Here is a 25,964-nt window from a genome sequence, read left to right on the forward strand (position 1 = left end):
ACCCTGACATCAAGGAGGCGTGCGCTATGGATTTTGTTAAACCTGCAGAAGTGCTGCAATCGATGGTCGAAGCTGGTGAAAGCAAAGCCAGAATGAACCGGGTACAGATGCTGATCCGCGGTTTTCTGGCAGGGGCTATTCTCGCCTTTGCAACCACACTGGCATATACCGCTGTATCTCAAACTTCCGTTGGTTTGGCAGGTGCACTGATATTCCCGGCGGGATTCGTCATTATTATTCTGCTGGGTCTTGAATTGGTGACAGGAAACTTTGCGATGCTTCCACTCGCAGTGATGAAACGAAAAATAACACTGCTGGATATGTTCCGGAATTATTTCTGGGTGATCACAGGTCATCTAATCGGATGTGCATTCTACGCTCTGTTATACGGACTAACCATTACGAAGATGGGTACGGATATGAGCAACCCTCTGATTCAAACGCTGATCCAGACCAGTGAAGCCAAAACATTGGGTTATCAGCATTTGGGTGGAGCAGGAATTGTTCTCGTGATCATCAAGGCCATTCTATGTAACTGGATGGTCACACTCGGGGCAGTGATGGCGATGACGTCCACTTCTACACTGGGTAAAATCGTAGCGATGTGGCTACCCATTACCATATTTTTCGCTCAGGGATTTGAGCACGCTGTGGTAAATATGTTTGTCATCCCGGCAGGTATGATGCTCGGTGCACAGGTCAGTATGGCTGACTGGTGGCTGTGGAATCAGATTCCGGTATTGCTGGGCAATCTCATAGGCGGAGCCGTATTTACTGGTCTCGGTCTGTATACCGCACACCACTGGGGAAATCCGGTGAAGATATCTACCAAACTGGCAACCATTCAGGGTGGTCGTTCAGGATTGGCAAGTTCCGATGCTGCACCGAAACTGGGGACACGATCATGAGCCGGGGCCTGGTTAGTATTGTCGGCGCTGGTCCTGGAGATCCGGATCTGATTACGGTAAAAGCCCTGAAGCGTATTCAGTCCGCAGATGTCATTATGTATGATCGGCTTGTGAATGATCAATTGCTCTCCGAAGCTCGCGAAGGAGCACTCCGCATCTACTGCGGCAAGGCTCCAGGCCTTCACTCCATGAGTCAGGAGATGATTGGACGGATGCTTGCTGCGCATGCAGCGGAAGGCAAACAAGTTGTAAGACTAAAGGGTGGCGATCCGTTCATCTTTGGCCGTGGTGGTGAAGAAGCACTTGTGCTGGCGGAAGCGGGGATTGCATTTGAAATCATTCCCGGCATCACTTCAGCTGTGGGAACATCCGCTTCCTCCCTTATTCCGTTAACTCATCGTGGGATTGCTTCATCCTTCGCATGTGTCACTGGAACCGGTAGCGACGGAAGTGTATCCTCGGTCCGCTGGGACCTGCTCGCTCATAGTGTGGATACACTGGTCATCTACATGGGCATTAGCCAACTGCCTCAGATTCAACATGAATTGCTTCACCATGGCAAAAGTGGAAGCACACCCGCAGCTTTAATTGAACGGGGAACCACTTCGGAGGAACGGATTATTACCGGCACACTTGCCGAACTGCACTCCCTCGCCCTGTCACATCAAGTGAATAATCCAGCATTAATTATGGTCGGAGAGTCGGTCCTGGTCCGCGAACAACTGCTTCAGATGCAACAAGCCGCGAACGCCTCCATGACCGGATAATCCGGCACTCTAATCCAACAGCATACGCTCATGAATAGTCCGGCCCTTCTGCCCTGGTTCAATCAGCAGACGGGTCGGTTTGATGTTAATCAGTGCCGTAAGCTGTTCCCCCATATAATGTGCAGAATACTTGAACCCAATCTCCGCCCAATGCATAATCACACCCACCGTAGCAGATACCAAATAACTTAACATGATGTCGTAATTAATGGTTTGCTCACTATCTTCGGTCACCAATACAAAATCTTCGGTTAGATACGTTCTAAACATATTGCATATTCGGGAACCCATATCTGAGTGCATCGTGATTAATGCACGGAAAATATCCTGATGAGCCTCAATATATTCAAATACAGGCATCGTGGAGGGCAGTAATGCAGTCATGTCCACTTCTTTGAGATGTGTGTACGGTTCTGCATAAGCTTGTCCCACCCCCTGCATGAAATCATCCAGAATGAACTGCAATAACTCCGGTTTGCCGGGAAAATGCAAATAGAAGGTTCCCCGGTTGTAATCCGCCCGTTCCGTAATATCTCGAATGGTTAAAGCGTCTGCCCCCTTCTCCAATATCAAAGAAACCGCCGCAGCGATGATGGCATCCTGCGTTCTTCGTGCTCTCCGGTCCTGAGGATGTTCAATGATCAACATTTTCGCCTCCTTTGTTCATTATTGTAAACTAAATGAACACCGCTTACATCTCTGTCCGATAGCTGACATATGCGCTGTCAATGATTATTGTCACACGGCTATGTATATCTTAACATTGAGACAGGAACGATAGATGACAGGTTCAAACTTTTTTTGAGAAATACCTGTCAATAATGAATGAGGAGCGGATAGTTCATGAGTACATCTTATACACATACAGCCATTATTACAGGAGCAGCCGGAGGCATTGGTAAAGAATTGGCACGTCGCCTGGCTGAGCGCAAAATCAATCTGGTGCTAGTCGACCTGAATGAAGAAGCCATCCAACAGACAATTACCGATCTGAACCTCGACAAAGAGCACGTCATCGCCGTAAAAGCGAACGTATCCCAAGAAGCAGACGTGAAAAACTATGTGCAAAAAGCACTGGATGCGTTTGGCCGAATCGATTACTTTGCAAACAATGCAGGGATTGAAGGTCCAACAGGACTGATTGAAGACCTGAGTGTTGAAGCACTGGATATGGTCTATAACGTCAACATTCGTGGCGTATTCCTGGGTCTGCAGAACGTCATTCCAGTTATGAAAAAACAAAAATCCGGTGCGATTCTAAATACCTCTTCCCTCGCGGGTCTGATGGGTGCACCTGCTGTATCTCCATATATTATGTCCAAACATGCCGTAGTTGGTCTCACACGTACCGCTGCGAATGAACTCGCACCTTACAATATCCGGGTAAACGCTGTATTGCCAGGCACAATCAACACACGTATGATGCGTCAGATCGAAGCTAACTCCGGCAACGTGGAAGATTACCAATCTGCTACGGTATCTGCCATTCCAATGGGCCGTTACGGTGAACCGGAAGAAGTCGCTGCGGTGATGAACTTCCTGTTGTCCGAAGAAGCATCCTATGTCACAGCATCCCTCTACACCGTAGATGGCGGCATGATGGGTCAATAAGAAGCTGTAAACGGTAGGTTTGATAGGGATTACCTAAAAATCTCACCTTACAGCGATGTCCAATAGGGATGACTGTAGAGCAAACAGATGAGTGATGCGATGAGGTTGTCCGATAGGTCGGCACTCTTAGAGCCGTACTCATAGCGAAACTCGACAAATGATCCGATATAGTGGCCCAGTACGATAGAACTCAATTTCTATCCTAGTAGCGTTAAACCAACAGGTGACCTGTAGGCATGCCAGGTCGCTACAATCTAAAAAAGGCCTCAACACCACAGTATTGTGGAGTTGAGGTCTTTTTTACGTACAACACTTGCCATGCAGAAGGCTGCATATGTGAAATTCACTTTAGAAACAGCCATCTAACACCTCGTTGTACCCTGTGATTACTCTAACGAATCTAGGGCACCTTATATCGACTAAAAGAGCTTATTTCCCAAACTAACGAATCTCAGACACGCTAATTCCGCAAAAATACTGCAATTGCACCGAAAAGCCCTAAAATCCAGAGAATAATGTGTCTGAGATTCGTTACATTCCCAAACGAGCGAGAAATACCCGAATAACAACTGTCAGGTTCGTTAGATTTTGCCTACGCTTAACTTAATCGACGTACCCTGCGTGACCCTTGTCCATCAAGTAGTCCATTTCAGCATCCAAGATGCTTTCCACAGTCAACTCATCCAGCTTCACATCTTTGCGACTAAGGATGTAGTCAGCCAGATCATCGCCGTCAATATCCACATCGTTGCCTTTGGCATTTTCGTGCGCCTTGTTGATGTACGCTTGCTCATGCTTCAGCACAAGAGCGATGTTCGCCTGGCTTGCCTTCGTTTTATCTGCAATATACTGCATCATTTCTTGTTCATTAATTGCGTTTGCTTCTGCCACGTTCAGTTCATCTCCTTGATTCATACATACTGTTGCCATTGTAGCATAGGTTAACCCATTACAGGCAGAACTTATGCCTGACGAACGATTATAGAGCGGTAGCGAAGGTCAGTGTTGAGCCAGCGTATCACTCCACCCCTACGACAACCGCACGTAAAATGTAGCACCCTCTCCGACCACGCTTCGAGCATACACCTCTCCTTTGTGCTGATCCACAATGGAACGAGCAATCGCGAGACCCAGACCATGCCCACCATGTTTGCGGGCTCTTGAAGAATCGGTACGATAGAATCGATCGAAGATCCGATCCAGATGTTCCGGCGCAATGCCGTCACCTGTATTGGACACCGCCAGCATAACATCATTATTCTGTCTCTGGAGCGTAACGTTTACGGACCCTTTGGGACCGGAATACTTCACAGCATTATCGAGCAGGATCAGAATGACCTGTTTGATCTGCTCACTGTTCCCATGAACCGTAAGATTCGGCTCAATGTTGTAATCGAGGGAGATGTTTTTCTCAAAAATAACGGCCTCCATCGGTAAAATAATACTCTCTACCGCATCGCTCATATTGAACTTCGCATGAATCATCGTGGAGCGCGCATCATCCATCTGGGTCAGATAGAGTAAATCATTCGTAAGTCCGGTCATGCGCTCCGTTTCTGACTTGATATAGTGAAGCCACTTCGCCTGGTTCGCTATGGTATCCTCCTGATTCGCGAGCAGCACATCTGCATTGGTATTAATGATCGCCAGAGGTGTCTTCAGCTCATGAGAAGCATCTCCGATGAATTGTTTTTGTTTCTCAAATGCTTCTCTGACTGGCGCAATGGAACGATTGGCAAAATAACGGCTCAAGAAGTAGATCACAATCAGCATCACCAGTCCGACAACAGCAAAGGTATAGATCAGATTCGTAAGAATACCTTGTTGTGCAGTCACATCAATGAATACAATCATATGCCCGTCACCGCTCGGATCAACCACATAGGCCCAGTCCGTTCCATCCAACGCAAATTGTCCAGTCTGCCGTTCTGAATCACCCACTTTATTCTGGTCAACCTTTTGCAACGCCTCGGTGTAGAACGTATCTTCCATATCAAATCGAGAATGCGTATCCGTAATCTTCCACTGGTCATCCGTCTTGATCATGAACGAAACGGAACGTGCCGGAGGTGAGTTGGGGTCCCCTCCCGGTCCTCCATTATCACCACCCATGGCATCCGTGGGCAACGAATCTGAACCTACGCCTGTACTAGAACCTGTGCCGGAGCCTGTCCCCATCCCCCCATCTTCCCCACGCGGCATCTTGGATGAATTATAAGGACTGTGGTAGAAATCAGACACCTTGTACAGCTCCATACTCGTCTCACGTTGCACATTCTGGTACGTAATCGTATAGATCGTCGCAAATGCCACCAGCATCATGATGGAGATCGACACCAGATTCACGATCAGGAATCGATTTCGGAGTTTCTTGAACATCAGGACGTCACCTCAAGTACATACCCCACACCCCGAATTGTGTTAATGCGGACGGCAGCGTTCAGGAAGGTTAATTTTTTGCGTAAAAAAGAGATATATACTTCCACATTGTTATACTCCACTTCCGAATCAAATCCCCATAACTTCTCAATAATCTGCTCTTTGGAGGTAATCGCCTGTTTGCGGGCAATCAACAGCTCCAGCAGTTCATTCTCCTTCAGATTCAGCTTGATCTCCTTACCCTGAACGCTTAGCTTCAACTGGGTTGTATTCAGCTCAATGTCGCCGAACTTCAGCCCCTCCTCGGGAACCACTTCACCCTTCCGTCGTAAGGCTGCTCGAATCCGTGCCAGCAATTCCTCCGTGGCGAAGGGCTTGGCGATATAATCATCGGCGCCATAATCGAGGCCTGTGACTTTGTCCGATAGTTCGCCTTTCGCAGTGAGCAGAATAACAGGCGTATGATTGCCTTCACTGCGAAGTTTCTTCAGGACGGTGATCCCGTCCATTTCCGGCATCATGATGTCGAGTAGTAACAGGTCGTAGATGCCGCTCTGCGCATAATCCAATCCTGATCTGCCGTCGTGGACCATGTCCACGGAGTAGTTGTTTTTTTTCAAAATCTGCGATACAGCCTCTGCCAAATGAACCTCATCTTCCGCAATTAATATTCTCATGCTCTATTCATTCCTCTGCTTGAATTATTCGTCTTCATTAAACTCTTTATGATATCACCTATTCTACCAATTAAACCTTGAATCAATCTTAATTCATTTTGTGCGTGCGAACTATTATAGGAAGGTAAAAAAATGTTAACGCAATGTAAAACCATTTAAGATTCATTCAAGGTTGGGGCTCTAAGATACAGACATGGAAGCAATACACGATGCAACAAAACATACAACCCACCAACGAAAGGACTGAGTCCCACATGGCTATTGAAGTATTCAACCGATATGAGAGCAAGTACCTTCTGACGGATGAGCAGTACGCACACTTCTATAATGACCTGCTGAAATACATGGAGCTGGATGCCTACAACAAGAAACATGAGTATTACTCCATCAGCAACCTGTACTTCGACACTCCGCAGGATTCACTGATTCGCGCCAGTCTCTCCAAACCGAAATACAAGGAGAAGCTGAGACTGCGGGCTTATGGAATACCTGAAGAGAATGCCAAAGTGTATCTGGAGATCAAAAAGAAAGTTTTCGGCCTGGTGAACAAGCGCAGAACAGCTTTGAAGCTGGATGAAGCTTACGAATTCGTCCGTTCAGGACAGGCGCCAGAGCTCGCGGATTACATGAACAAACAAGTTGTTGAAGAGATCAAATATTTCCTTCGCCTCTACGACCTGGAACCGAAAGTGTATCTGGCGTATGAACGCAAAGCGCTCTTCGACAAGAACAGCCGGGATCTTCGCATTACCTTTGACACCAATATTCGCAGCCGCAGATACGATCTGAAGCTGGAACAGGGAGATTACGGTGAACCGCTGGTGAAGGACGGTCGATGGCTGATGGAAGTAAAAGCCGAGAAAACTGTTCCGCTGTGGCTGTCGCAACTGCTCTGTGAGCATGGTCTCTACCGCACCGGATTCTCCAAATACGGCAACGAGTACAGACATCTGGTGAGAACAACGAACCTGAATTACCAGACGGAGCGCATTCTTGTGCCAGGTACCGACTATAACCCATCCATAGAACAAGATAAAACGATTATAGAAAGAGAGCGTGTCCTATATGCTTGATTCACTGTTCAGTTCAGCCCTAACCGATACCAACCTGACGTTTAACAACGCAGTCATCACCATTGGTCTTGCCATCATTCTGGGATTGGTCATCAGCCTTACCTACATGAAGACTAACCAAAGCACATACTCCCAAAGCTTCACTTTAACGATGGTCGTCCTGCCCGTCATAGTCGCCATCATCATTCTGCTCATCGGCAGCAACATCGCACGAGCTTTCAGCTTGGCAGGTGCCTTCTCGATCATCCGATTCCGAAGCGCCCCTGGTGATCCAAAAGACATTGCTTATGTATTGTTCACGATGGCTTCCGGTCTTGCCTGCGGTGTAGGCGCTTTTGGATACGCGGTGCTGTTCACCATTATCCTGTGTGTACTGATGTTTGTTCTGAGTCGATTCAACTTCGGCGGCAAGAAAAGTCAGCTGAAAACGCTGAAAGTCACCATTCCCGAAAACTTGAGCTATGAAGAAGCCCTTAATGAAGTGTTCCATAAATTCAACGTACCTTTTGATCTGAAAAAAATCAGAACCACTGAACTCGGCAGTCTGTATGAGCTGGTCTACAGTGTAACCATTCACGAAAGTGTTAGCCAAAAGGAATTTCTCGATGCGATCCGCACACGGAACGGCAACCTGGATATCTCGTTAACCATGAGTCCAACAACGGAATATTAATTTTTAATTCGAAGGGAACGAACTAATATGAAGAAGAACATGATAACAGGTAGCAAACTTTGGTCCATCGCCATGATTACCAGCCTACTCGCAGCATGCAGTTCACCAGCAACCACAAGCACAACGGCCAATGCCGCAACCTCAACGACAGGAACAACCAAAACGGTATCCGTCAGCGAGCAAACTTCAGTAAAATATGCAGATCTGGTCTCTCTGGATGCTGACGATACCAATATTAGCTGGAGTGAGGCAGATTCCACAGCGATTAAGCTGAACGGAACAACTGCAACGGTGACCGGTTCGGGCGCCAAAGCAGCGAATGGTTCGGTAACCATCTCGGAAGCAGGCACTTATGTACTTAGCGGTGAGCTAACGGATGGACAGATCGTGGTTAACGTTGCCGATAAGGGGACTGTGCATCTCGTATTAAACGGAGCAACAATTCATGATAACGACAGCGCCGCGATCTACATTCAGAAGGCGGGTAAAGCGGTAATTACGCTCGAAAAAGGAACCAAGAATACCGTTTCCGATGGTAAAACATATGTGTACGCCGACGCTACAACAGACGAGCCGGATGCTGCGATCTTCAGCAAAGCGGATCTTACATTCAACGGTGCAGGTCAATTGACCGTCACAGGTAACTATAATGAAGGTATTACGAGCAAGGATGATCTCAAAATCATTAGTGGTAGCATCAGCGTCAAAGCAGCCGATGACGGGATCAAAGGTAAGGATATGGTCGCAATTCAAGCAGGTACGATTACCATTGAAGCCGAAGGCGACGGTATTAAATCAACCAATGACACAGATACCACTAAAGGCTACGTTGCCATCGCGGGAGGTACCTTCGATATCCAAAGTGGTAACGATGGTATTCAAGCCGAAACCGCACTCGTGGCGGATGGCGGCACATACAACATTGTAACGGGTGGCGGTAGCGCCAATGCACCAGCCAAAGTAGAAGAAGGTCCATTTGGCGGTGGCGGTGGATGGGGTGGCGGCACACCACCAACCGATATGGGTACACCACCGGATGGCGAACCTCCTGCAGACATGCCGGAGATGCCTACTAATAGCGGTACGAATGCAGGTGCTAATACGAACGGCGCAGCGGCATCCAACTCTGCCAACACAACAACAACAACAACGGATAACAATGCTGATGCGGACACTGCAACAACAGCAACGGAGTCCACAAGTGCCAAAGCACTTAAAGCAGGTACAGACCTTACGGTTAATGGTGGTACGTATACCATTGATTCCATGGATGATTCCCTGCACAGCAACAATAACGTGACAGTCAACGACGGAACATTCAATATCGAATCCGGTGATGACGGCATCCATGCCGATCAGGCCCTGACGATTAACGGCGGAACCATCACGATTGCGAAGAGCTATGAAGGACTTGAAGGTGCAATCATCACCCTGAACGATGGGGATGTGGATGTAACGGCATCCGATGATGGCGTAAATGCTGCAGGTGGCGAGACGGAAACAACTGCGAATACAGCGGCAAGTACAGATAGCGCTACTACAGCAACGGATGCCGCAACGACATCCAACATCTCTGTAACCGAAACGACGGGCACAACATCAACTACCGATCAGGCATCCCAAGGTACAACTGCTAATCAGCAAGGACGTGGACCGGGCGGTATGGGTGGTGCAGCAGCAAGCAATAACGAGTTCCACATTAACGGCGGTACACTCACCGTGAACGCAGGCGGTGACGGACTGGATTCCAATGGTTCCATCAACATGACTGGCGGAACGGTTATTGTGAACGGACCGACGGATAACGGTAACGGAGCATTGGATTATGACGGTACATTTGAAATTAGCGGTGGATACCTCGTGGCTGCCGGAAGCTCTGGCATGGCACAAGGAACATCCGATGCGTCTACGCAAAATACCATTGTGATGACATTCCCTGCAACGCAAAAAGCTGGAACACTTGTACATGTACAAGACAGCGAAGGCAACAACATCCTGACATTTGCTCCGGCAAAAGATTATCAAACCGTGGTTGTCAGCTCCCCGGATCTGAAAAAAGATGGCTCCTATGTAATCTACTCCGGTGGTACGTCTACAGGTGAAGCGGTGGATGGACTCTACACAGACGGTACCTATAGTGGCGGAACTCAAGTGGTTGCATTCCAATCGACTAGTAATGTGACTTGGGTGAATGAATCTGGTGTAACTACAGCCAATACAGGTATGGGCGGTCCTGGTGGCGGCGGTGGACAAGGCGGATTCGGAGGCGGCAGAAACAGATCGCAATCCGGTACAACCACGGACACAACAGGCACTACCGATTCTGCAAAGTAATACGTGCGGTAAGCAATAATCAAGCAATCTCTTGCCCCAACTCAAAGGCGAGACAAAAAGGCCCCGATTCACTTCATAGTGAGTTCGGGGCCTTTTTCGTATCCTCATGCTTACGTGGTATCTGCATTACTATGATATGGAGCACACTCTTTGATCCATTAACGTTATGGTAGAAGGTTTACAGCACTCCAGCTGAGCAAAAAACTGGTGATTACTTTCCTGTTCTTTTCTTTAAAAGGAATACACATACACCTTGGTACGCAGGGCATCCCGGCAAGTAATGGTGCGTAGCGGTTCTTTTCCTGGCAGGGCAAAACAGACACTAATTACCTTGGCACCTGGCGGAAGCTCTCGACTGAACTTGTCCAGAAGCCGGGTCATGGCTCCCGGGAACAGATAACAGATCACACAATCCGCATGTTCGTAGGAACTGGTGTAGATATCCCCGCGCATGAAGCGCAGCCTGCCCTTGAGAGAGTGTTTGTTTCCCTTGGCTCGACGTAAGCGAACACTGAGATAGGCAATTAGTTGGGAAGACCATAAGGGAATGATAGAATTCTCAATCCCGGTCAGCCTTTTACCAGGGCAATGCCTTACAACATCCATTCCCAATGTACCCCATCCGGAGCCGGCTTCGAGCACATCTCCGTACCCTGGAATGCGGTTTACCTCCTGAATGACCACCTGTCTGACGCGGCTGGATGTGGGCATCGGGGAGATTCCGTTTTTCCAACTGACAAGTACGATGGATATGACACATATCAATGTCACCACAGCAATCAGCCATGGAATTAGATGAACGATGAACATAGCATCATCCCTTTGTTATCACTCATTCATTCGGGCACATGAGACTTCATGTATACCCCTTTTTTGTACACAGACTTAATCGTAAAATGTACACCCAGCTTGCGATTCGTCCGATAGATTAGCGAGTTAATCTCGTCGATCCCTACCGCTTCACTCTCCAGCATACTACGCTCCGGCCACACCTGAGCCACAATCTGTTCCCTTGTCACAAAGTGGTCCAGTTGACTGTACAGCAGCTTGAACAGCTGATACTCCTTCTTGGATAGCGGAATCTCCACTTCACCGATCTGCACCGTTTGCAGGTGATCCTGTAAACGTACGCCCTCACCCAGCAGATCCGACACACGATATTCCCTCGTCTCTCCAAGGTCACCTTCCGTGCGAAGCTGGATCAGGCCATTGACCAACGTCAGGCTGTCTCCCTCGCCAAACGGATATTTCTCATAGGGAACGAGGCGCTGCCCGTTCAGTTCGGTTCCATTTTTGCTATCCAGATCCTCGATCCATAGCTGTTGCTGTACATCATAATGAATGCGGCAATGCCGCTTCGATATCATCTGATTATAGACAGACAAGTCCAATTCACTACCGCCCGTATAACGTCCCACCGTAATGGAGCGACCCTGGCTTACATAAGCGAATGAGCCGTCACTTTCCTGTCCTGGCGTACGAATGACGATTTTTGCCGTCTCCCGCATGTTATTCTCCCACCTTCAATGATCACTCACTCGATCTCTATAAACATTTCATAACAATAATGATAAGATCATCAGATTTGTTCCATTGTTTGCACCGCTATAGTTCAATATAGTGGTATACAAGAACGATTTATGTTTGGTTCTACTCACTCTACTATACCAGACGTTGTGCTTTTTTTCTCATGACGGCCGGATGTCTACTTTAGCTCATTCAACAAGAAAGGTACCTTCTAATGAACAAAAAAAACATTTTCATATACGTATTGCTCGCCTTTGCCCTGTCCATGACATTAACCGTGCTCTCCCGTATGAACGATGATGGCGGAGAATCACTGAAAGGCACATCGGCTGCCGAAACCTCATGGTTACAAATGAAGATCCAACCCTAAGTCTACTCTATTATAACGTGATCTACGCGCAAAACGTTTCACGAATGTCATAATAGGCTATGGCATCGAATCCAAATTAAAACAGATCAATAAGGCCCCAGATTGCTTCTCACAGCAGCCCGGAGCCTTATTTTGGATTGTAAAACAATACCGAAAGTATAGATGATTGCATGACTTCAATCATAAACTGCCCGGCACGCAGATGGATTTCAGCCATTTCTGCTGGTGACATTTCTTAGTTTTGTGATTTCGGTTTCCTCTCCACCTTTCAACCCAACAATTCTCCATTTAATCACGGTGTTAACGGGTAGAGTACAGACTACTTGCAAGTAGATTTCTGTTAGGTGCTTCTGGATTATCGAGGAACGCCTTTTATGGAAGATTATATAACATAAATTTAACTTAAATTATAAATAATGTTAATCATATGTCATTCATGGTTTCATTTTCTTTGATATAATTTCTGCTAGGTCTACGAAAGGAGATCATAGGTGAAAAAAGAGATTGGTGTATTGATGTTGTTATGTATCGTTTTTCTTTCAGGATGTGGTGGATCAGGTAAGCCCGCATCGGTTATGCAAGGTTCGGGTGAGTCCCCGAGTAAACAAGTAACAACACAGCAAAATAATGAGTATTGTTCTGTAGAACGTACGAGTTTGGATAGTGAAACTGAAAAATATTTCTATGGAACTTGGAACGTTGAGAAGCTTTTAGGATTTGCAAATTCATATAATGATGCCTCAGAATATCCAACAGGTCAAAAATTTATTGGTGATGAAATAATCATCAAAAAAGACTTATTTTCATCAAAAGGAATTAAAAACTACAGTAAATATCAAACTGAACTAAGAAACCCATTATATGAGTTTACAGCGACATGCAATAATTCAGATTCTTTTTATAGATTATATAAATTAGATATTCCAAACTTAAATAAAAATGATGCCGTAAAAGCAATAGGTGTAAGTAACCCTTCTACAAAAATTAGTATACCTGTAAGTTTAAGTTTTTTTGTTGTTAATAACGAGAAGCTTATCTTGTTATCAGAGGCAACTATCTTTGAGCTTAAGAAAATCTCGGATAAAATGAATTAAGGTTATGTAATTAGTTTCGTGCTAATATCCCGGAGAGATTCCCTATAATTGATTCTGAAAATTCCTATAAATATAATTTTCAAACAAGAAAGGGCTTTTGGACAGCTCCAGTTTTTTTGAGGAGGCTATGTAAATGTTAATTAAAGTATTTAAGGAATGGTCGGACCAAAATAATGGTCGAATTAAAATACTTGCTCCTACTGGGAAAATGACTGCTATGAATAAATTCAAACCAGGTGCATCCGAAGATAAAATTAAAGAGCTTTTGGAGTATTTTTCTACTCCATTACCTCCAGATTACATAAGCTTTTTACAATTATGTAATGGAGCGTCCTTGTTTGAAGACCCTGAATATGGCGGGGAGAGCTTCTTATATTCAGCCCAAGATGTTATACATTACAATGAAGCATCAGATAATAAGATTGTGGTCGCCAATATTCTTGATGATCGAATCCTAATTGATTTAGAGCTTTGGAGTTCAGGTGATGAGCAATATCTGTTGCTTTGTGAGAGTTTATATTCTGTTGAACATACAGGATCTTTTTACAGTAACTTTGAGACATGGTTAGAACGTTTTATAATCTCTCAGGGCGAGAAGTTCTGGTATTGGAAAACAAAGCGTAGTTTTGAAGAATAAAAGATAGGATCAGTAGTCTGACCCGTAATTATAGCTTAATTGGCGGAGGTGTGCGTATGCTCAATGAAAAAGAGATTCAAATTAAAGAGAGGATACAAGAAAGGTACGATATTACGGAGCAAATATATTCAGCTTGGTTTACTGAAAATCCCGCGATGCTTTTACCGAAAAATAGATTCTACCAAAAGGAAAACATAGAAAAGTACAGGGCCATCTCATATCTGCTAGACAGAGGATATATCGTTGCACAGCCCGTAGAGAATGATCCGGAGACAGTTGCAGTAACTATAACCCCTGACGGGATAGACTACTATGAGCAAGGATATCTTAATGGAAAAGCAAACGGCTTTCAAGTCGTCGAAGAGATTAAGAACACGAAGTAAAGAATTGTGGAAGGCCTCTGGATTTGAAACACTTCCAGAGGCCTTCCATTTATTTCAAATGAAAACATACACCAGCAATAACGCAGTTCAAACCTCCCCAACACATCATGGGCTGGAAGTATAATCATTATATCAATCTTGTTCATCCTCAGATACAGTCGGCTCGTCGTTAGGCTTCACTGTCTCTCTGGACTGTATTTCCTCCATCCGACTGGACACCTTCTGATACAGGTAAGAGATCCCAAGCAATAGTACGCCAAAGCTGAAATAGGCAAAGATTTTGCTGCCCGAGGTAAGCATTCCCACATCATAGAACACCATCTTACCCGTAGCGAACAACGTTAGGCCAAGGCCGAGACGCCGAATCATGACATATTTTCTACGGAATCCATAGGCAATATAGAGAATCGCCAGCAGCAGATAGATCAGGCTGAACATCAGCCCCACATCGCCCCATTGGAACTGAATCGTCAGGAAGACGGTGATGACACCCAGCAGATACACCCCTGCGATAACCGGGTACCATTCAATGCTCTTCAACTGCCCGCGGATGCCTGCAATTAGCAGATCCCTTCCTGCAAAGAATACCCCTACGTTAAAGATAATTAGCACCAGCAAACCAACAATCTCCGCCGCCGTATGCTGCTGAACTTCCGGCTGAAGCGCTGGCATGGTTAAGGTTACGGCCAGTGCAATACAGCAGCCAATAGCATGCAAGAAAGTGGTATACACCTGCACGTATTGATCATGCAGCAGCTTCACCTTGCTCAGTCCATAAGCCAATGCAATGGTGAGCGCTGCGAACATGAGCAACTTGTAGAACATGTATAACAGGAACGTCCCATCGACAGCTCTGGTATACAATTCATTCGACTCATACAGCACGTATAACCACAGATTCGCAAGTGTCACATACTTGAATCCGTTCAGGAAACCCAGCTCCAGCGGGCTATAATTGAATCTCTCTCTGGAAGATGAGTTGCTGTGAACTGCCCAGGCATAATACAGTGTAATAAGCACAGTTCCCAGCGTAATGCTGGAGTATTTTAACATGAAGTAAGAACGTTCCCCGATGAAGAATAGCGCCAGCAGATCATAGTACACAAAAGTGATTAGACATAGAAGAACGATGCCCCATCCGGCACGTTCCACCGATTTGAGCCGTTTCAGATGTCCAAGCGTAACCAACAGAACACCCTCGATCAACCAGCCCATCGATAACCACTTGGCCCCGAACTGGAACGGAATAATCAGAATGGCGAATGTCAGAGAAGTCACATAAAAGAGTAATATCGTCTGTTTCTCCTGAGCCATATGGCGCTGGACGAATCGTGCGAGGCCCAGATACACCACGCAGAAGATCAAGGCCAGCAAGCCTTGGGCATCATTCCAATCCGCCACATCAAATAACACGTATAACATTAGACAGCTAATGCTCGTATTCATAGCGAGTAGAGCGAAATCCCACCAGGTTAACTTCATCCGGTGTTTGAATGGATATGCGAGCGTGATACCCAGATATAATGCAAACGTCACAATGGAATACAACATGCCAATCTTCTCACTTGGCGACAGCCATAAGAGGATGAGCATAGACGGTGTATTAAATAGAAAACTGATATAGTGCACCACCGGCCACCGTTTTCCAAATGAGATGAACACAATAATGCCGTTTAAGAGCAGCAGATAGATCATAGCTACATAGACAGCAGGGCCTTCAAGCCCGAACGAGAACATGTAAGAGAATAACGGAAGATAGCCGCCCACCAAACCTAGTGAACAGATGGTCTTCGACTGATATCTCAAGGACAACAATACGGAGATTGCCGATACCAATACAGACAAGCCAAGTCCCGTATATAACCCGATAATATGCAGTAAAAAGTAACTATAGAAGACGGAGCCGAACAACACAGAGATCCCACCGCCGAGCAGGCCCATCGCAAACGTCTGCCTTTTGCGGCGGAACAGCCACTCTCCTCCAGCGAGCATCAGTGCACCGAGCAGGAAAAAGGCTCCACTCTTCATCTCGTCATTAAACCAGGTCGTGTACGAGTGTTGAAACGCTGCTCCAACCCCCAGAATGAGGAGTAGAATGGCAACCTTGTTGATCCAGCTGAGTCCAATCTTCATCTCCATGCGATTCTGCTTGATCCGGCGTTGAATAGTCTCTTCGCTCAACCCTTCCTCCGCCATCTGCTCATATCCACGTTCCATGTGCCCACGCAGAGCCTCTTCTCTCTCCCGTACGGCTCGTCTGTGCGTTTCAATGCGCTCATTCACCTCTGCGGCAAGGTAAGCAATCCTCTCCTTCACCTCGTCGGAATCCTCTTGCAACTCCTGTGCAGCCTGGTTGTACAGCCCGTTTAGATTGGACTTGGTTCGATGTTCATGGAATGCAATTCGATCATTATGTACCGCTGTTTTCCCTTGAAAATAGGTCTCCATCTTCTCCCGGGATACCCGGATCAGATTCAGCTTCTCATCCAGCATCTGTTCGGATAACGCCATGCGAAGACGTGCATTCTCTTCTTCCATCTTGCGCGAGCGAAGTTCAAGCTGTTGCAGCTTGAGCTTGTGGGCTTCGTACTGTTCCTGCAATTGTTCATTCTGAACGATCAGGTCATCGGACTCGTATTCCTGGAGCAGGGCGTTATACTCCTTGGCAAGCTGTTTCTGCTGCTCCTGAACCTGCCCAAGCCGTTCCTTAAACTCCTTCATGAGCTTCCTCCGTTGGTTGATGTTTAATCTTTTCCCTATATTTTACTATATGTATGCCATAAAAAGAGGTTTAAACATTAGATATATCCGTACAATATTTCATCCGAAGAATTTCAAACGCAAAAAAGCCGGGAAGCAGCCGCTTCGCCGGACTTTTATTCATATGAGTATTTTGCACAAGAATGGATGCTTATGCTGCATCTGGTGTATCTGCCTGATCCGCTGACTCCGGTTCAATTATCTCGGTCGCATCCGGGTCCAGCCAACTGGCGATCATACCACGCACATATTGCAGATCGTCGTCCGACAGATCGTAGAACCATACGCCACTGCGCGTCGCACCTTCCCCCTTCAGCATGTAGTTGCTGATTGTTGGTGCACTGTCTTTCATATATAAGGACTCGGCAAACTTCACGATGAAGTCCGAAGTCATGTTGGTTGTAAAATTCGATCCGGCAATCTGGATCACGTCCGGAATCTTGGTCAGATTTTTGACCTCCAGCGCACGATTCATGAAGGCACTTAGGAAAATCCGGTGACGCATCGTCCGATTGAAATCGGAATCTTCGCGGTAACGCACATAACCAAGCGCTTCTTCGCCGCTATAGATCGGTTTGTTCGCTTCAACGAACAACTTCTCATGCGCTTTTGATTTGTTCTCGATGTTCTTCTTGATCGGCAGTTCAACACCGCCCACCGCATCAACAATGTCCTTGAGCCCGTTAAAATTAATCGCGGCATAGAAATCCACTTTATTCTCCAGCAAATTCTCCACCGTATCCATCGCCATCTTGGCTTCGCCGTGGGCATAAGCCGAATTGATCTTCGACTTCACATCCCGGCCGACAATTTCGGTATAGGAATCACGTGGAATAGACAGCAGCAGCACTTTATTGTCCTCTGGACGCACGACGGAATAGATGATGGTATCCGAACGGCTTGGTTCATTGTCGCGTTGGTCAATGCCAAGCAACAACAGTGAGAATGGGTCCGTATGTTCTACAACAGGGGCATCCTTATCGCCAGCTGGCTTATAGGAGTCATCCAAGGCTTCCTTCACCGTACCTGAGGCGAACATGTTAAAGGCAAACACGATGAGTTGCTTTTGATAGATAAATCCGAGTCCTCCCAACACAAGCAGCACACTTAGGGTGATGATCAATGGCTTCTTCCATTTCTTCTTCGGTTTCTTCGGCTTCCGTCTTGTTAAATGTGCAGCACTGTTTTCCATCATATCTCCTTTAATAACGGGTTCTTAGAATCATTTAACTATATTAATAACACGTTTTCAATAGATTACGTTATAATCTGCTATACAAAGACTGACAGATAAGGAGCGATGAGTGATGGAGTATCGACGTTTGGGCAATAGTGGTCTGCGTGTGTCGGCACTGGGGCTCGGCACCAATGCGTTTGGCAAACGCGCAGATGAAGCAGCTTCTACCCGCATTATTCATGCAGCGATGGATCAGGGCATCAACTTTATTGATACCGCCAATATCTACGCAGGTACGGAATCGGAACGTATCATTGGACAAGCCCTCTCAGGTCGACGGGAAAACGCGGTGCTTGCTACCAAAGCCGGATTACCCCGGCATGATGGTCCCCATGGGCGGGGTTCCTCCCGCTACCATTTGCAACAAGAGCTGGAACATAGCCTGCGGCGTCTGCAAACGGATTATGTGGATCTGTACCAGATCCATACTTTTGATCCGCATACACCGCTGGATGAAACACTGCGCACACTGGACGATATGGTCACTTCCGGTAAAGTTCGTTACATCGGAGCCTCCAACTACGCAGCTTGGGAGCTGATGAAATCTTTAGGCATCAGTGAACAGAAAGGCTATGTGCGCTACATCTCCACCCAAACTAGCTACTCTCTGGCAGACCGTACACCCGAGCTTGAACTGATTCCGATGTGTCTCGATCAGGGTGTAGGCATTATTCCGTATTTCCCATTGGCAGGCGGTATTCTGACAGGTAAATATAACGGACAGACCAGCGTGCCTTCCGGTTCCAGAGCAGACACCGATCCGTCCTTCAACCGTTTCCTGCTGGAGCATAATATCCAACTGAGTGAACAAGTGAGTGCAAAAGCTGCCTCATATGGCTGCTCCCCGAGCGTGCTGTCGCTCGCATGGCTACTGACACGTCCAGCTGTATCCACAGTGATTGTCGGGGCTACTCGCACCGAACAGCTGGAGCATAATCTGGCTAGTCTGGACATATCACTGCCCGATGAGCTGTTGTCCGATCTAGATCAGATCAGCGACTCTTTCCGTCGCCGCGAGCCATTTGCATCCTATCGTATCGATTGAAACAACCGAAATAGACCTCCCGACGGATAAAGTCAGGAGGTTTATTTGTATTTTATAGCGGCACTATAATTATTAGTAATTAGAAAAACTTCCAGTTCCACTACATTCTGTAGTTTAATAAAATAAAAAATATATATTATGAATTATCCCTCTGTTTTTTGGCGAAGAAACTCCTGCATGATCTCCAAATACTCTCCCTTACGATCATCCAAAGTTTCGAAGAATGCCTTGTCCGATTCCTCGACAAGATGAATTCCCTCCACAGCCAATCGGGTTCCTTCTTCCGTTGTTGTGATAATATTGGCACGCGTATCCGTCTGATGACGAGCGCGGGTAATTAATTCCCTTTTTTCAAGAGCACGTAGAACCTGAGAAGTTACGTTAACATCCACCTTGGCAAACTGAGCAATCTGAACCTGAGTTACGCCTTTGCCTTCCTCATCGTGTTCATTGAGCCATAAACAGGCGTGCAACAACACAAATTGGGGCTGTGTTAGTTCGAGTGGCTCCAACACCCGACGTACTTCCTTTTGCCACATCGCTGTAACCTGCCATAGCAGGTATCCCGGGCTTTCTTGTGCGTTTTTATACTGTGAGCTTGTCATCTCATACCTCCATGATGTGCGACCTTGTGCAACAGAATATGTATCCATCAGACATTACAGTAAGTCCATTATTCATATAACGATGATGGAAACACATCCGTTGCAACTCTGTGTGTTCTTCTGCAAAAATATTTAGCGCGTAGGGATAAACTGCTTCACCCATTGTCCGAATCCTTGCGGATTGCGGCTCTGTATAAGAATGGTTCCTTCTCCACGGAACCGACATACCAATCCTTCTCCACTTGTAACACTGGATAACCAGCCCTGTGAAGCTTTCTCAATACGGTAATCTACATAATGAGGCCATGCCACCAAATGGGCGTTATCCACGATCATTTCTTCACCTGCGGCCAGATTGATCGCATGGATTGCACCATAGGAAGATAGAAATACGGTTCCACGCCCACTGATCTCAATAATAAAGAAACCCTCTCCCGAAAAGAGACCTTTCTTCAGGTTTTGCATTTTGGTATTCACCTGAATGCCCTCGGTTCCTGCCAGAAATCCGTCTTTCTGCACATAGAGCGAATAGGAACCGTCCAATTCAACGGCTTCCACATCGCCCATGCTTGAAGGTGAGAGCAGAATCTCTGCCGATCCGCCCGCAGCCGTCAATTCTTGAAAGAAGAACTTCTCCCCGCTCAGCATCCGACCGAACCCAGCAAACATTCCACCTTCTGCTGAACCCTTCAGTTCAACCGTCGGAGTCATGGATACCATCGCACCACTCTCGGCCTTGAACCGCTCTCCCCGCTGCAAATGTACTTTAAGCATCGCAAAAGCACCATCATATAGAATCTCATAGTTCACGGTTGCACCAGCTCCCTATTGTCTGAGTTAAAATCATTGAGCCCATTGTCCTCCAGCACTGCTGATTTATCTCCGTATTCCTTCACAATATGCTGATCTCCCCAATTACAGAGCGCATTGAGAATCGGTTCCAAACTGCGGCCATAATCACTCAATTCGTACTCCACCTTGGGAGGGACCTGATTATATACAATTCGGTTCACGATCCCGTCGTTCTCAAGCTCCCTCAGTTGCTGTGTTAACATTTTCTGTGTAATTGCGGGCATAATACGCTTGAGATCACTGGTTCGCTTCTTCCCATGTGTCAAATGACAGAGAATGACGCATTTCCACTTGCCACCGATCACCTCAAGGGTAGCTTCAACCGAGATATTATATTTTTTTCGAACCATAACTTGCTTCCTCCCTGATGAATTGGATTACATCCGTCGCATGCTGTATAGGCACCAAAAAGTACGTAGGGTACTAAAAAGTACGTACTATTCAATCTATACTGAATAACTCATAATAGCATTTGCCGGTACGTAAATCTACATTCTGGGGAGTTGAGCAAGAAATGTTACAAGATTCAAAACGCAGCACGTGGGCACTGCTGGCGCTGGCCATTAGTGCGTTCGCTATCGGTACCACAGAGTTTATCAGCGTCGGGCTACTGCCCCTCATTGCAGATGATCTCGGCATTTCCGTAACTACAGCGGGACTGACCGTTACTTTATATGCCTTAGGCGTTACCTTTGGGGCTCCTGTTCTGACCTCACTGACGTCTACCGTATCACGCAAAACGCTACTGCTTGCCATCATGGTTGTCTTCATTGCCGGTAACACAATGGCTGCACTATCGACGGGTATCACCATGTTACTCATTGCACGAGTGATCTCCGCTCTGGCACACGGCGTATTCATGTCGATCGGCTCGACTATTGCAGCCGATCTGGTACCTGCCAATCGCAGGGCAAGCGCCATTGCCATCATGTTCTCCGGGCTAACGATCGCCACGGTAACGGGTGTGCCTCTCGGTACACTCATCGGTCAACATTAGGGTTGGCGCGCTGCCTTTATCCTGATTGTCGTTGTCGGCATCATTGCGATGATCGGAAACCTGATACTTGTGCCATCTACGTTGAAACGTGGAACACGGACGGCATTCCGGGATCAGCTGAAGCTGGTTACCGGTGGGCGCTTGCTTCTTGCTTTTGCCATTACTGCTGTTGGGTACGGAGGAACATTTGTTGTCTTTACGTATCTGTCCCCGTTGTTGCATGATATCAGCGGCTATTCCGAGAAAACGGTAGCATTCATTCTATTGTTGTACGGAATCGCCATTGCAGTCGGCAATATTATCGGCGGTAGAGCAGCCAATCGCAACCCGCTCAAGGCCCTCTTCTACATGTTCATCATTCAGACCATCATTCTGGGCGTGATGTACTTTACCGTCCCGTTCAAATTGGCAGCTCTGCTCACCATTATGGGCATGGGCCTGCTCGCCTTCATGAATGTGCCTGGTCTTCAGATGTATGTGGTAACCTTGGCTGAACGATATGCACCACAGGCGAAAGATGTAGCCTCTGCCTTTAATATCGCTGCTTTTAATGCAGGCATTGCCATAGGTGCCTATTTGGGTGGCGTGATCAATGACTCCATCGGTTTGATTCACACGACATGGGTTGGTGCTTTGATGGTTCTCGTAGCCGTAATCCTGACTGCATGGGCTAAAATGCTGGATAGCAAGGATCAACAAGTACCCGCGTGAATGGAGAAAGCTTTGTTCTAAGTTTCATTCCGACCATGGGATGCACCCTTTTGTATATCAGTTCCAGCCAATGAAGGGAACCGGTTTCAAATCGTATTTTACTATACTATATACGTTGAGCCCTATTTGATCTACTATGATTTGATTTTGTATGATGAACTAACGGAAATTCAGCTTGAAATGACTGATTTTTACACATTTAAAGGAGGAACTCTCATGACAACAACTCAAACCGCACAACATTTACAATCTACAGTAACTTTGCATAACGGTGTTCATATGCCTTGGTTTGGACTTGGCGTATTTAAGGTAGAAGAAGGATCTGAATTGATTGAAGCTGTGAAAAATGCGATTAAACATGGCTACCGCAGCATTGATACTGCCGCAATATACGGCAATGAAGCCGGAGTGGGCCAAGCGATTGCAGAGGCATTGAAAGAAAACAACTTGAAACGTGAAGAGTTGTTCGTGACATCCAAAGTATGGAATGCAGACCTCGGATATGAGGAGACACTTGCGGCTTTTGATACAACCTTGAACAAACTGGGATTGGAATACCTCGACCTGTACCTAATCCACTGGCCTAAGGCAGGCAAATACAAAGCAGCCTGGAAAGCAATCGAGGAGCTGTATGCAGCCGGCCGTATTAAGGCCATTGGCGTAAGCAACTTCCAGATTCACCACCTCGAAGACCTGATGCAGGATGCCAAAGTGAAGCCGATGATCAATCAGGTGGAATACCACCCTCGACTGACTCAGGTTGAACTTAAAGCTTTCTGTGAAAAGCATGGTATTCAACTTGAAGCTTGGTCACCTCTGATGCAGGGTCAGTTACTGGACAATCCGGTACTCACGTCGATTGCTTCAGCCAAAGGCAAATCGGTTGCACAAGTAATTCTGCGTTGGGATCTGCAAAATGGGGTCATTACTATTCCAAAGTCGACCAAGGAACAGCGGATTATCGAAAACTCCTCCATCTTCGACTTTGAACTTTCAAATGAAGAGATGGATCAGATCAGTGCCCTGAACGAAGATGTACGCGTTGGACCCGATCCTGACAACTTCGATTTTTAATTAAAGAATGATACTCCAAAGCCTCCATACTCTTCGCGTCAGCGGGGAGTATGGAGGCTTTTATGATATTTTATAGTAATCGTTCTGCGCTTATCCTAGTTTCTCATGTGGCTGCCAGCCATCATTGCCGGATAGCACACGGGATATGGAGTACTCCGCAGCTTCCTGCTCTGTCAGTAACTTGGCCCAAGGCACACGACCCGAAGTATCCTCCGCACCAGGCCCCGCGCTGTTATACTCCGCATATCCAACCGTCGCTTCAGCATCTGCCTTGTTCCAGTTATGCCAGCCCTCCTGTTTCACATGAGCACCGATCCAACAGTTCAAGAAGCAGACTTTGGCATGATTACGCCATGGCCTGCCGAGGTATACCGACTGAGGAGGTGCATTGCTGGTGAGATCACAATCGATAAATACATACCCATATCGTACATCCTCCGGTGTAGATGCTGCGGTAATCCAACCGTTCACTTCACCGTTCGCAGTCGCCGTATCGGACAAGTTCTTCGCAAAGATCTCACAACCCTTGAACACCGCCGTAGCCGAGCCAAAAATAAAATCGATGTCGCCCTCAATGTAGCAGTCCTCATAATATTGACGTAGCTTCCGCCGCTCGGCACCATCTCGCGGCCCGCCAAAGTAGCTGCGATCCAGAGGCTGCTCCGGCAATGGTCCGGTAAAGATCGTATCCTGATGGCCGATGAAGCGACAACTGCGGAATGCGGCCCGATCTCCATCCACGTACACAGCCAACGCCTGACCCACTACCTTGCCTGGCCCGGCTGAATTAACGAAGGATATTTGCTCCGCTGTAAAATCGTCTGCTCCGATGAAAGCTGTGTAGGAATGAAAGGTATGATACTGCGACCCATCCGGGAACTTCTTGAGCGCATAATCATCATATGTAATGACCGTATGCTCCGCCCCCTCACCGATCAGACGAATCATAGACTTCTCAATATGCAGCTTCTCATAATATACACCTGACTTAATTCGGATCGTGAAGCTTTCGGTTCCGTTGTCCGGAGCGGCATCAATCGCGGCCTGTATGGTAGCATAATCACCCGTCCCATCCGGAGAAACGGTATAATATCGCATCGATTGACCCAGATTGGTATCCGGTGATACATGCTTGCTCATGGCAATCGCTCCATTTCCAGCGCAGCCAGCAATAACGGAGCCACACCCATAAAGGAATCGCTTACAATTGCTTCGCTCACATAGTAGCTGTAAGAGCCGTCACGGTCCAGACTGAGTCCCGCACCGTGGCAGATTCCATTCAGCTTCACTCCGTCAGCGGTTTCTTCCACCAATTTGGAGATGAGTCCGTTCCAGCCTTTTTCTGCTGCTTCTCTGAAATGCGGCTCTAGATAACGTAGCCGTATACCCTTCGCGAGTGCATACACGAACATGCTTGAGCCGGAAGCTTCCAGATAGTTTCCTTTGCGGAAACCCTGATCAAGTACCTGGAACCATAGGCCACTCTCCTGTTCCTGTACCCGAACCAACGCGTTACACATCCGTTCGAAGATGCCAATGATGGTTCCGCGCTTTGGATGATTCACGGGGAAATGCTCCACGCTGTCCACAATAGCCATTGCATACCAGCCCATCGCACGACTCCAGAAATGTGCGGAGCAACCTGTCGATGAATCCGCCCAGACCTGCTCCTTCGATTCATCCCAGCCATGATAAAGCAGTCCGGTCCGCGGATCACGGGTCTGGCGTTCGATCAGCAGAATCTGGTGAGCCACCTCATCCCATAATTCCGGACGACTGAATTGCTTCGCATACTGAGCCAGAAAAGGAGACGACATATACAATCCGTCCAACCACATTTGGAAAGGATAGATCTTTTTGTGCCAAAAGCCGCCTTCGGATGTTCTGGGCTGCCCTGCAAGTTGCGCTGCCAGTAGATGTCCGGCTTTCGCGTAACGCTGGTCTTCGGTAGTATCCATCAATCCAAACAGGTTTTTGCCCTGATTGATCTGATCCAGGTTGTATTCTTCAAGTGAATACGTCGCAATGGAACCATCTTGCTGCACATACATATCCATATGTCTCTTCATAAAAGCAATATAATCGTCCTTACCGTACTGTTTACCCGTTTGCGCCATTGCCATTAGTGTCATACCCTGAACATACGCCCATCGTTCAGAAGGAAACGCATGATAGCCGTCCCCATCACATTGCTGGATAATCGTCTCTGCTATTCGCTCAGACCAGGATAATTGCGTCTGTACCTGCATA

General features: G+C 46.9%; 25 protein-coding genes and 1 pseudogene. 13 read left to right on the plus strand and 13 right to left on the minus strand.

Translation table 11 applies throughout. The features are described from left to right. Nucleotides 1–26 precede the first annotated feature (26 nt). Together HF638_RS09675 and cobA are read left to right on the plus strand one after the other, a co-directional pair. Complete coding sequence (locus HF638_RS09675; RefSeq protein WP_169479994.1) at nucleotides 27–908, plus strand: formate/nitrite transporter family protein; 882 nt, start codon at nucleotides 27–29, stop codon at nucleotides 906–908. Then, on the plus strand, nucleotides 905–1,675 hold the full coding sequence (gene cobA, locus HF638_RS09680; RefSeq protein ID WP_169479995.1) for a uroporphyrinogen-III C-methyltransferase: 771 nt from the start codon (nucleotides 905–907) through the stop codon (nucleotides 1,673–1,675). Before HF638_RS09675 ends, cobA begins: the two co-directional genes overlap by 4 nt. Nucleotides 1,676–1,684: 9 nt before the next feature. Here the strand turns inward: cobA and HF638_RS09685 are convergent, their stop codons facing one another. Continuing rightward, nucleotides 1,685–2,323: a TetR/AcrR family transcriptional regulator gene (locus HF638_RS09685; RefSeq protein WP_169479996.1), complete on the minus strand. Its 639-nt coding sequence runs from the start codon at nucleotides 2,321–2,323 to the stop codon at nucleotides 1,685–1,687. A gap of 195 nt (nucleotides 2,324–2,518) precedes the next feature. Here HF638_RS09685 and HF638_RS09690 point away from each other — a divergent pair, with 195 nt between their 5' ends. Next, nucleotides 2,519–3,286 (plus strand): SDR family NAD(P)-dependent oxidoreductase, encoded by a 768-nt coding sequence (locus HF638_RS09690; RefSeq protein ID WP_169479997.1) that lies wholly within the window; start codon nucleotides 2,519–2,521, stop codon nucleotides 3,284–3,286. Nucleotides 3,287–3,889: 603 nt separating this feature from the next. On the opposite strand, the gene HF638_RS09695 is transcribed toward HF638_RS09690, so the two are convergent. The 3 genes from HF638_RS09695 to HF638_RS09705 all read right to left on the minus strand — a co-directional run bounded on the left by HF638_RS09695 (nucleotide 3,890) and on the right by HF638_RS09705 (nucleotide 6,342). Further along, nucleotides 3,890–4,144: a hypothetical protein gene (locus tag HF638_RS09695; RefSeq protein WP_124116914.1), complete on the minus strand. Its 255-nt coding sequence runs from the start codon at nucleotides 4,142–4,144 to the stop codon at nucleotides 3,890–3,892. A 171-nt stretch (nucleotides 4,145–4,315) separates the two neighbouring features. Beyond that, a complete protein-coding gene (locus HF638_RS09700; protein WP_169479998.1) occupies nucleotides 4,316–5,665 on the minus strand; it encodes a sensor histidine kinase in 1,350 nt (449 codons plus the stop codon). After that, complete coding sequence (locus HF638_RS09705) at nucleotides 5,665–6,342, minus strand: response regulator transcription factor (protein WP_169479999.1); 678 nt, start codon at nucleotides 6,340–6,342, stop codon at nucleotides 5,665–5,667. The genes HF638_RS09700 and HF638_RS09705 overlap by 1 nt, the downstream gene beginning before the upstream one ends. Before the next feature lie 254 nt (nucleotides 6,343–6,596). Here HF638_RS09705 and HF638_RS09710 point away from each other — a divergent pair, with 254 nt between their 5' ends. The 3 genes from HF638_RS09710 to HF638_RS09720 are packed head-to-tail and all read left to right on the plus strand — an operon-like array spanning nucleotide 6,597 to nucleotide 10,422. After that, complete coding sequence (locus tag HF638_RS09710) at nucleotides 6,597–7,415, plus strand: polyphosphate polymerase domain-containing protein (RefSeq protein WP_062836703.1); 819 nt, start codon at nucleotides 6,597–6,599, stop codon at nucleotides 7,413–7,415. Then, complete coding sequence (locus tag HF638_RS09715; protein ID WP_062836702.1) at nucleotides 7,408–8,088, plus strand: DUF4956 domain-containing protein; 681 nt, start codon at nucleotides 7,408–7,410, stop codon at nucleotides 8,086–8,088. Before HF638_RS09710 ends, HF638_RS09715 begins: the two co-directional genes overlap by 8 nt. Nucleotides 8,089–8,115: 27 nt before the next feature. Further along, on the plus strand, nucleotides 8,116–10,422 hold the full coding sequence (locus HF638_RS09720) for a carbohydrate-binding domain-containing protein (RefSeq protein ID WP_169480000.1): 2,307 nt from the start codon (nucleotides 8,116–8,118) through the stop codon (nucleotides 10,420–10,422). Between the two features lie 231 nt (nucleotides 10,423–10,653). Here the strand turns inward: HF638_RS09720 and HF638_RS09725 are convergent, their stop codons facing one another. Then, nucleotides 10,654–11,232: a class I SAM-dependent methyltransferase gene (locus HF638_RS09725; RefSeq protein WP_169480001.1), complete on the minus strand. Its 579-nt coding sequence runs from the start codon at nucleotides 11,230–11,232 to the stop codon at nucleotides 10,654–10,656. Nucleotides 11,233–11,258: 26 nt separating this feature from the next. Then, a complete protein-coding gene (locus HF638_RS09730; RefSeq protein WP_169480002.1) occupies nucleotides 11,259–11,930 on the minus strand; it encodes an FHA domain-containing protein in 672 nt (223 codons plus the stop codon). A 233-nt stretch (nucleotides 11,931–12,163) separates the two neighbouring features. On the opposite strand from HF638_RS09730, the gene HF638_RS09735 reads away from it, so the two are divergent. The 4 genes from HF638_RS09735 to HF638_RS09750 all read left to right on the plus strand — a co-directional run bounded on the left by HF638_RS09735 (nucleotide 12,164) and on the right by HF638_RS09750 (nucleotide 14,433). Then, nucleotides 12,164–12,319: a hypothetical protein gene (locus tag HF638_RS09735; RefSeq protein ID WP_017691624.1), complete on the plus strand. Its 156-nt coding sequence runs from the start codon at nucleotides 12,164–12,166 to the stop codon at nucleotides 12,317–12,319. A 491-nt stretch (nucleotides 12,320–12,810) separates the two neighbouring features. Further along, on the plus strand, nucleotides 12,811–13,413 hold the full coding sequence (locus tag HF638_RS09740) for a hypothetical protein (protein WP_169480003.1): 603 nt from the start codon (nucleotides 12,811–12,813) through the stop codon (nucleotides 13,411–13,413). Between the two features lie 133 nt (nucleotides 13,414–13,546). Further along, entirely contained in the window at nucleotides 13,547–14,050 is a 504-nt protein-coding gene (locus HF638_RS09745; protein ID WP_169480004.1) for an SMI1/KNR4 family protein, read from the plus strand. Nucleotides 14,051–14,106: 56 nt separating this feature from the next. Continuing rightward, nucleotides 14,107–14,433 carry a hypothetical protein gene (locus tag HF638_RS09750; protein WP_169480005.1) on the plus strand — a complete coding sequence of 109 codons (327 nt, stop codon included), beginning with the start codon at nucleotides 14,107–14,109 and terminating at the stop codon, nucleotides 14,431–14,433. Between the two features lie 132 nt (nucleotides 14,434–14,565). On the opposite strand, the gene HF638_RS09755 is transcribed toward HF638_RS09750, so the two are convergent. Together HF638_RS09755 and HF638_RS09760 are read right to left on the minus strand one after the other, a co-directional pair. Further along, complete coding sequence (locus HF638_RS09755; RefSeq protein ID WP_169480006.1) at nucleotides 14,566–17,154, minus strand: DUF2339 domain-containing protein; 2,589 nt, start codon at nucleotides 17,152–17,154, stop codon at nucleotides 14,566–14,568. Between the two features lie 190 nt (nucleotides 17,155–17,344). Continuing rightward, nucleotides 17,345–18,388, minus strand: a complete 1,044-nt coding sequence (locus HF638_RS09760) for an LCP family protein (RefSeq protein WP_348982092.1) — start codon at nucleotides 18,386–18,388, stop codon at nucleotides 17,345–17,347. A 112-nt stretch (nucleotides 18,389–18,500) separates the two neighbouring features. Here HF638_RS09760 and HF638_RS09765 point away from each other — a divergent pair, with 112 nt between their 5' ends. Continuing rightward, on the plus strand, nucleotides 18,501–19,475 hold the full coding sequence (locus HF638_RS09765) for an aldo/keto reductase (RefSeq protein WP_169480007.1): 975 nt from the start codon (nucleotides 18,501–18,503) through the stop codon (nucleotides 19,473–19,475). Between the two features lie 143 nt (nucleotides 19,476–19,618). Here the strand turns inward: HF638_RS09765 and HF638_RS09770 are convergent, their stop codons facing one another. From HF638_RS09770 to HF638_RS09780, 3 genes are all read right to left on the minus strand, one after another. Continuing rightward, a complete protein-coding gene (locus HF638_RS09770; RefSeq protein WP_169480008.1) occupies nucleotides 19,619–20,080 on the minus strand; it encodes a MarR family winged helix-turn-helix transcriptional regulator in 462 nt (153 codons plus the stop codon). A gap of 132 nt (nucleotides 20,081–20,212) precedes the next feature. Continuing rightward, entirely contained in the window at nucleotides 20,213–20,890 is a 678-nt protein-coding gene (locus tag HF638_RS09775) for a TIGR00266 family protein (RefSeq protein ID WP_062836691.1), read from the minus strand. Beyond that, nucleotides 20,887–21,282: a winged helix-turn-helix transcriptional regulator gene (locus tag HF638_RS09780; RefSeq protein WP_062836690.1), complete on the minus strand. Its 396-nt coding sequence runs from the start codon at nucleotides 21,280–21,282 to the stop codon at nucleotides 20,887–20,889. The genes HF638_RS09775 and HF638_RS09780 overlap by 4 nt, the downstream gene beginning before the upstream one ends. 164 nt (nucleotides 21,283–21,446) lie before the next feature. Here HF638_RS09780 and HF638_RS09785 point away from each other — a divergent pair. After that, a pseudogene (locus HF638_RS09785) lies at nucleotides 21,447–22,640 on the plus strand (MFS transporter). Between the two features lie 216 nt (nucleotides 22,641–22,856). Next, complete coding sequence (locus HF638_RS09790; RefSeq protein ID WP_169480009.1) at nucleotides 22,857–23,714, plus strand: aldo/keto reductase; 858 nt, start codon at nucleotides 22,857–22,859, stop codon at nucleotides 23,712–23,714. A 90-nt stretch (nucleotides 23,715–23,804) separates the two neighbouring features. On the opposite strand, the gene HF638_RS09795 is transcribed toward HF638_RS09790, so the two are convergent. Together HF638_RS09795 and HF638_RS09800 are read right to left on the minus strand one after the other, a co-directional pair. Beyond that, the gene (locus tag HF638_RS09795; RefSeq protein ID WP_211175571.1) at nucleotides 23,805–24,854 is read right to left on the minus strand and encodes a pectinesterase family protein; all 1,050 of its coding nucleotides are present in this window, start codon (nucleotides 24,852–24,854) and stop codon (nucleotides 23,805–23,807) included. Next, nucleotides 24,851–25,963 (minus strand): glycoside hydrolase family 88/105 protein, encoded by a 1,113-nt coding sequence (locus HF638_RS09800; RefSeq protein ID WP_169480010.1) that lies wholly within the window; start codon nucleotides 25,961–25,963, stop codon nucleotides 24,851–24,853. Before HF638_RS09800 ends, HF638_RS09795 begins: the two co-directional genes overlap by 4 nt. Nucleotide 25,964: the final 1 nt, after the last annotated feature.

The sequence above is a fragment of the Paenibacillus sp. SZ31 genome (assembly GCF_012912005.1).
Lineage (GTDB): Bacteria > Bacillota > Bacilli > Paenibacillales > Paenibacillaceae > Paenibacillus.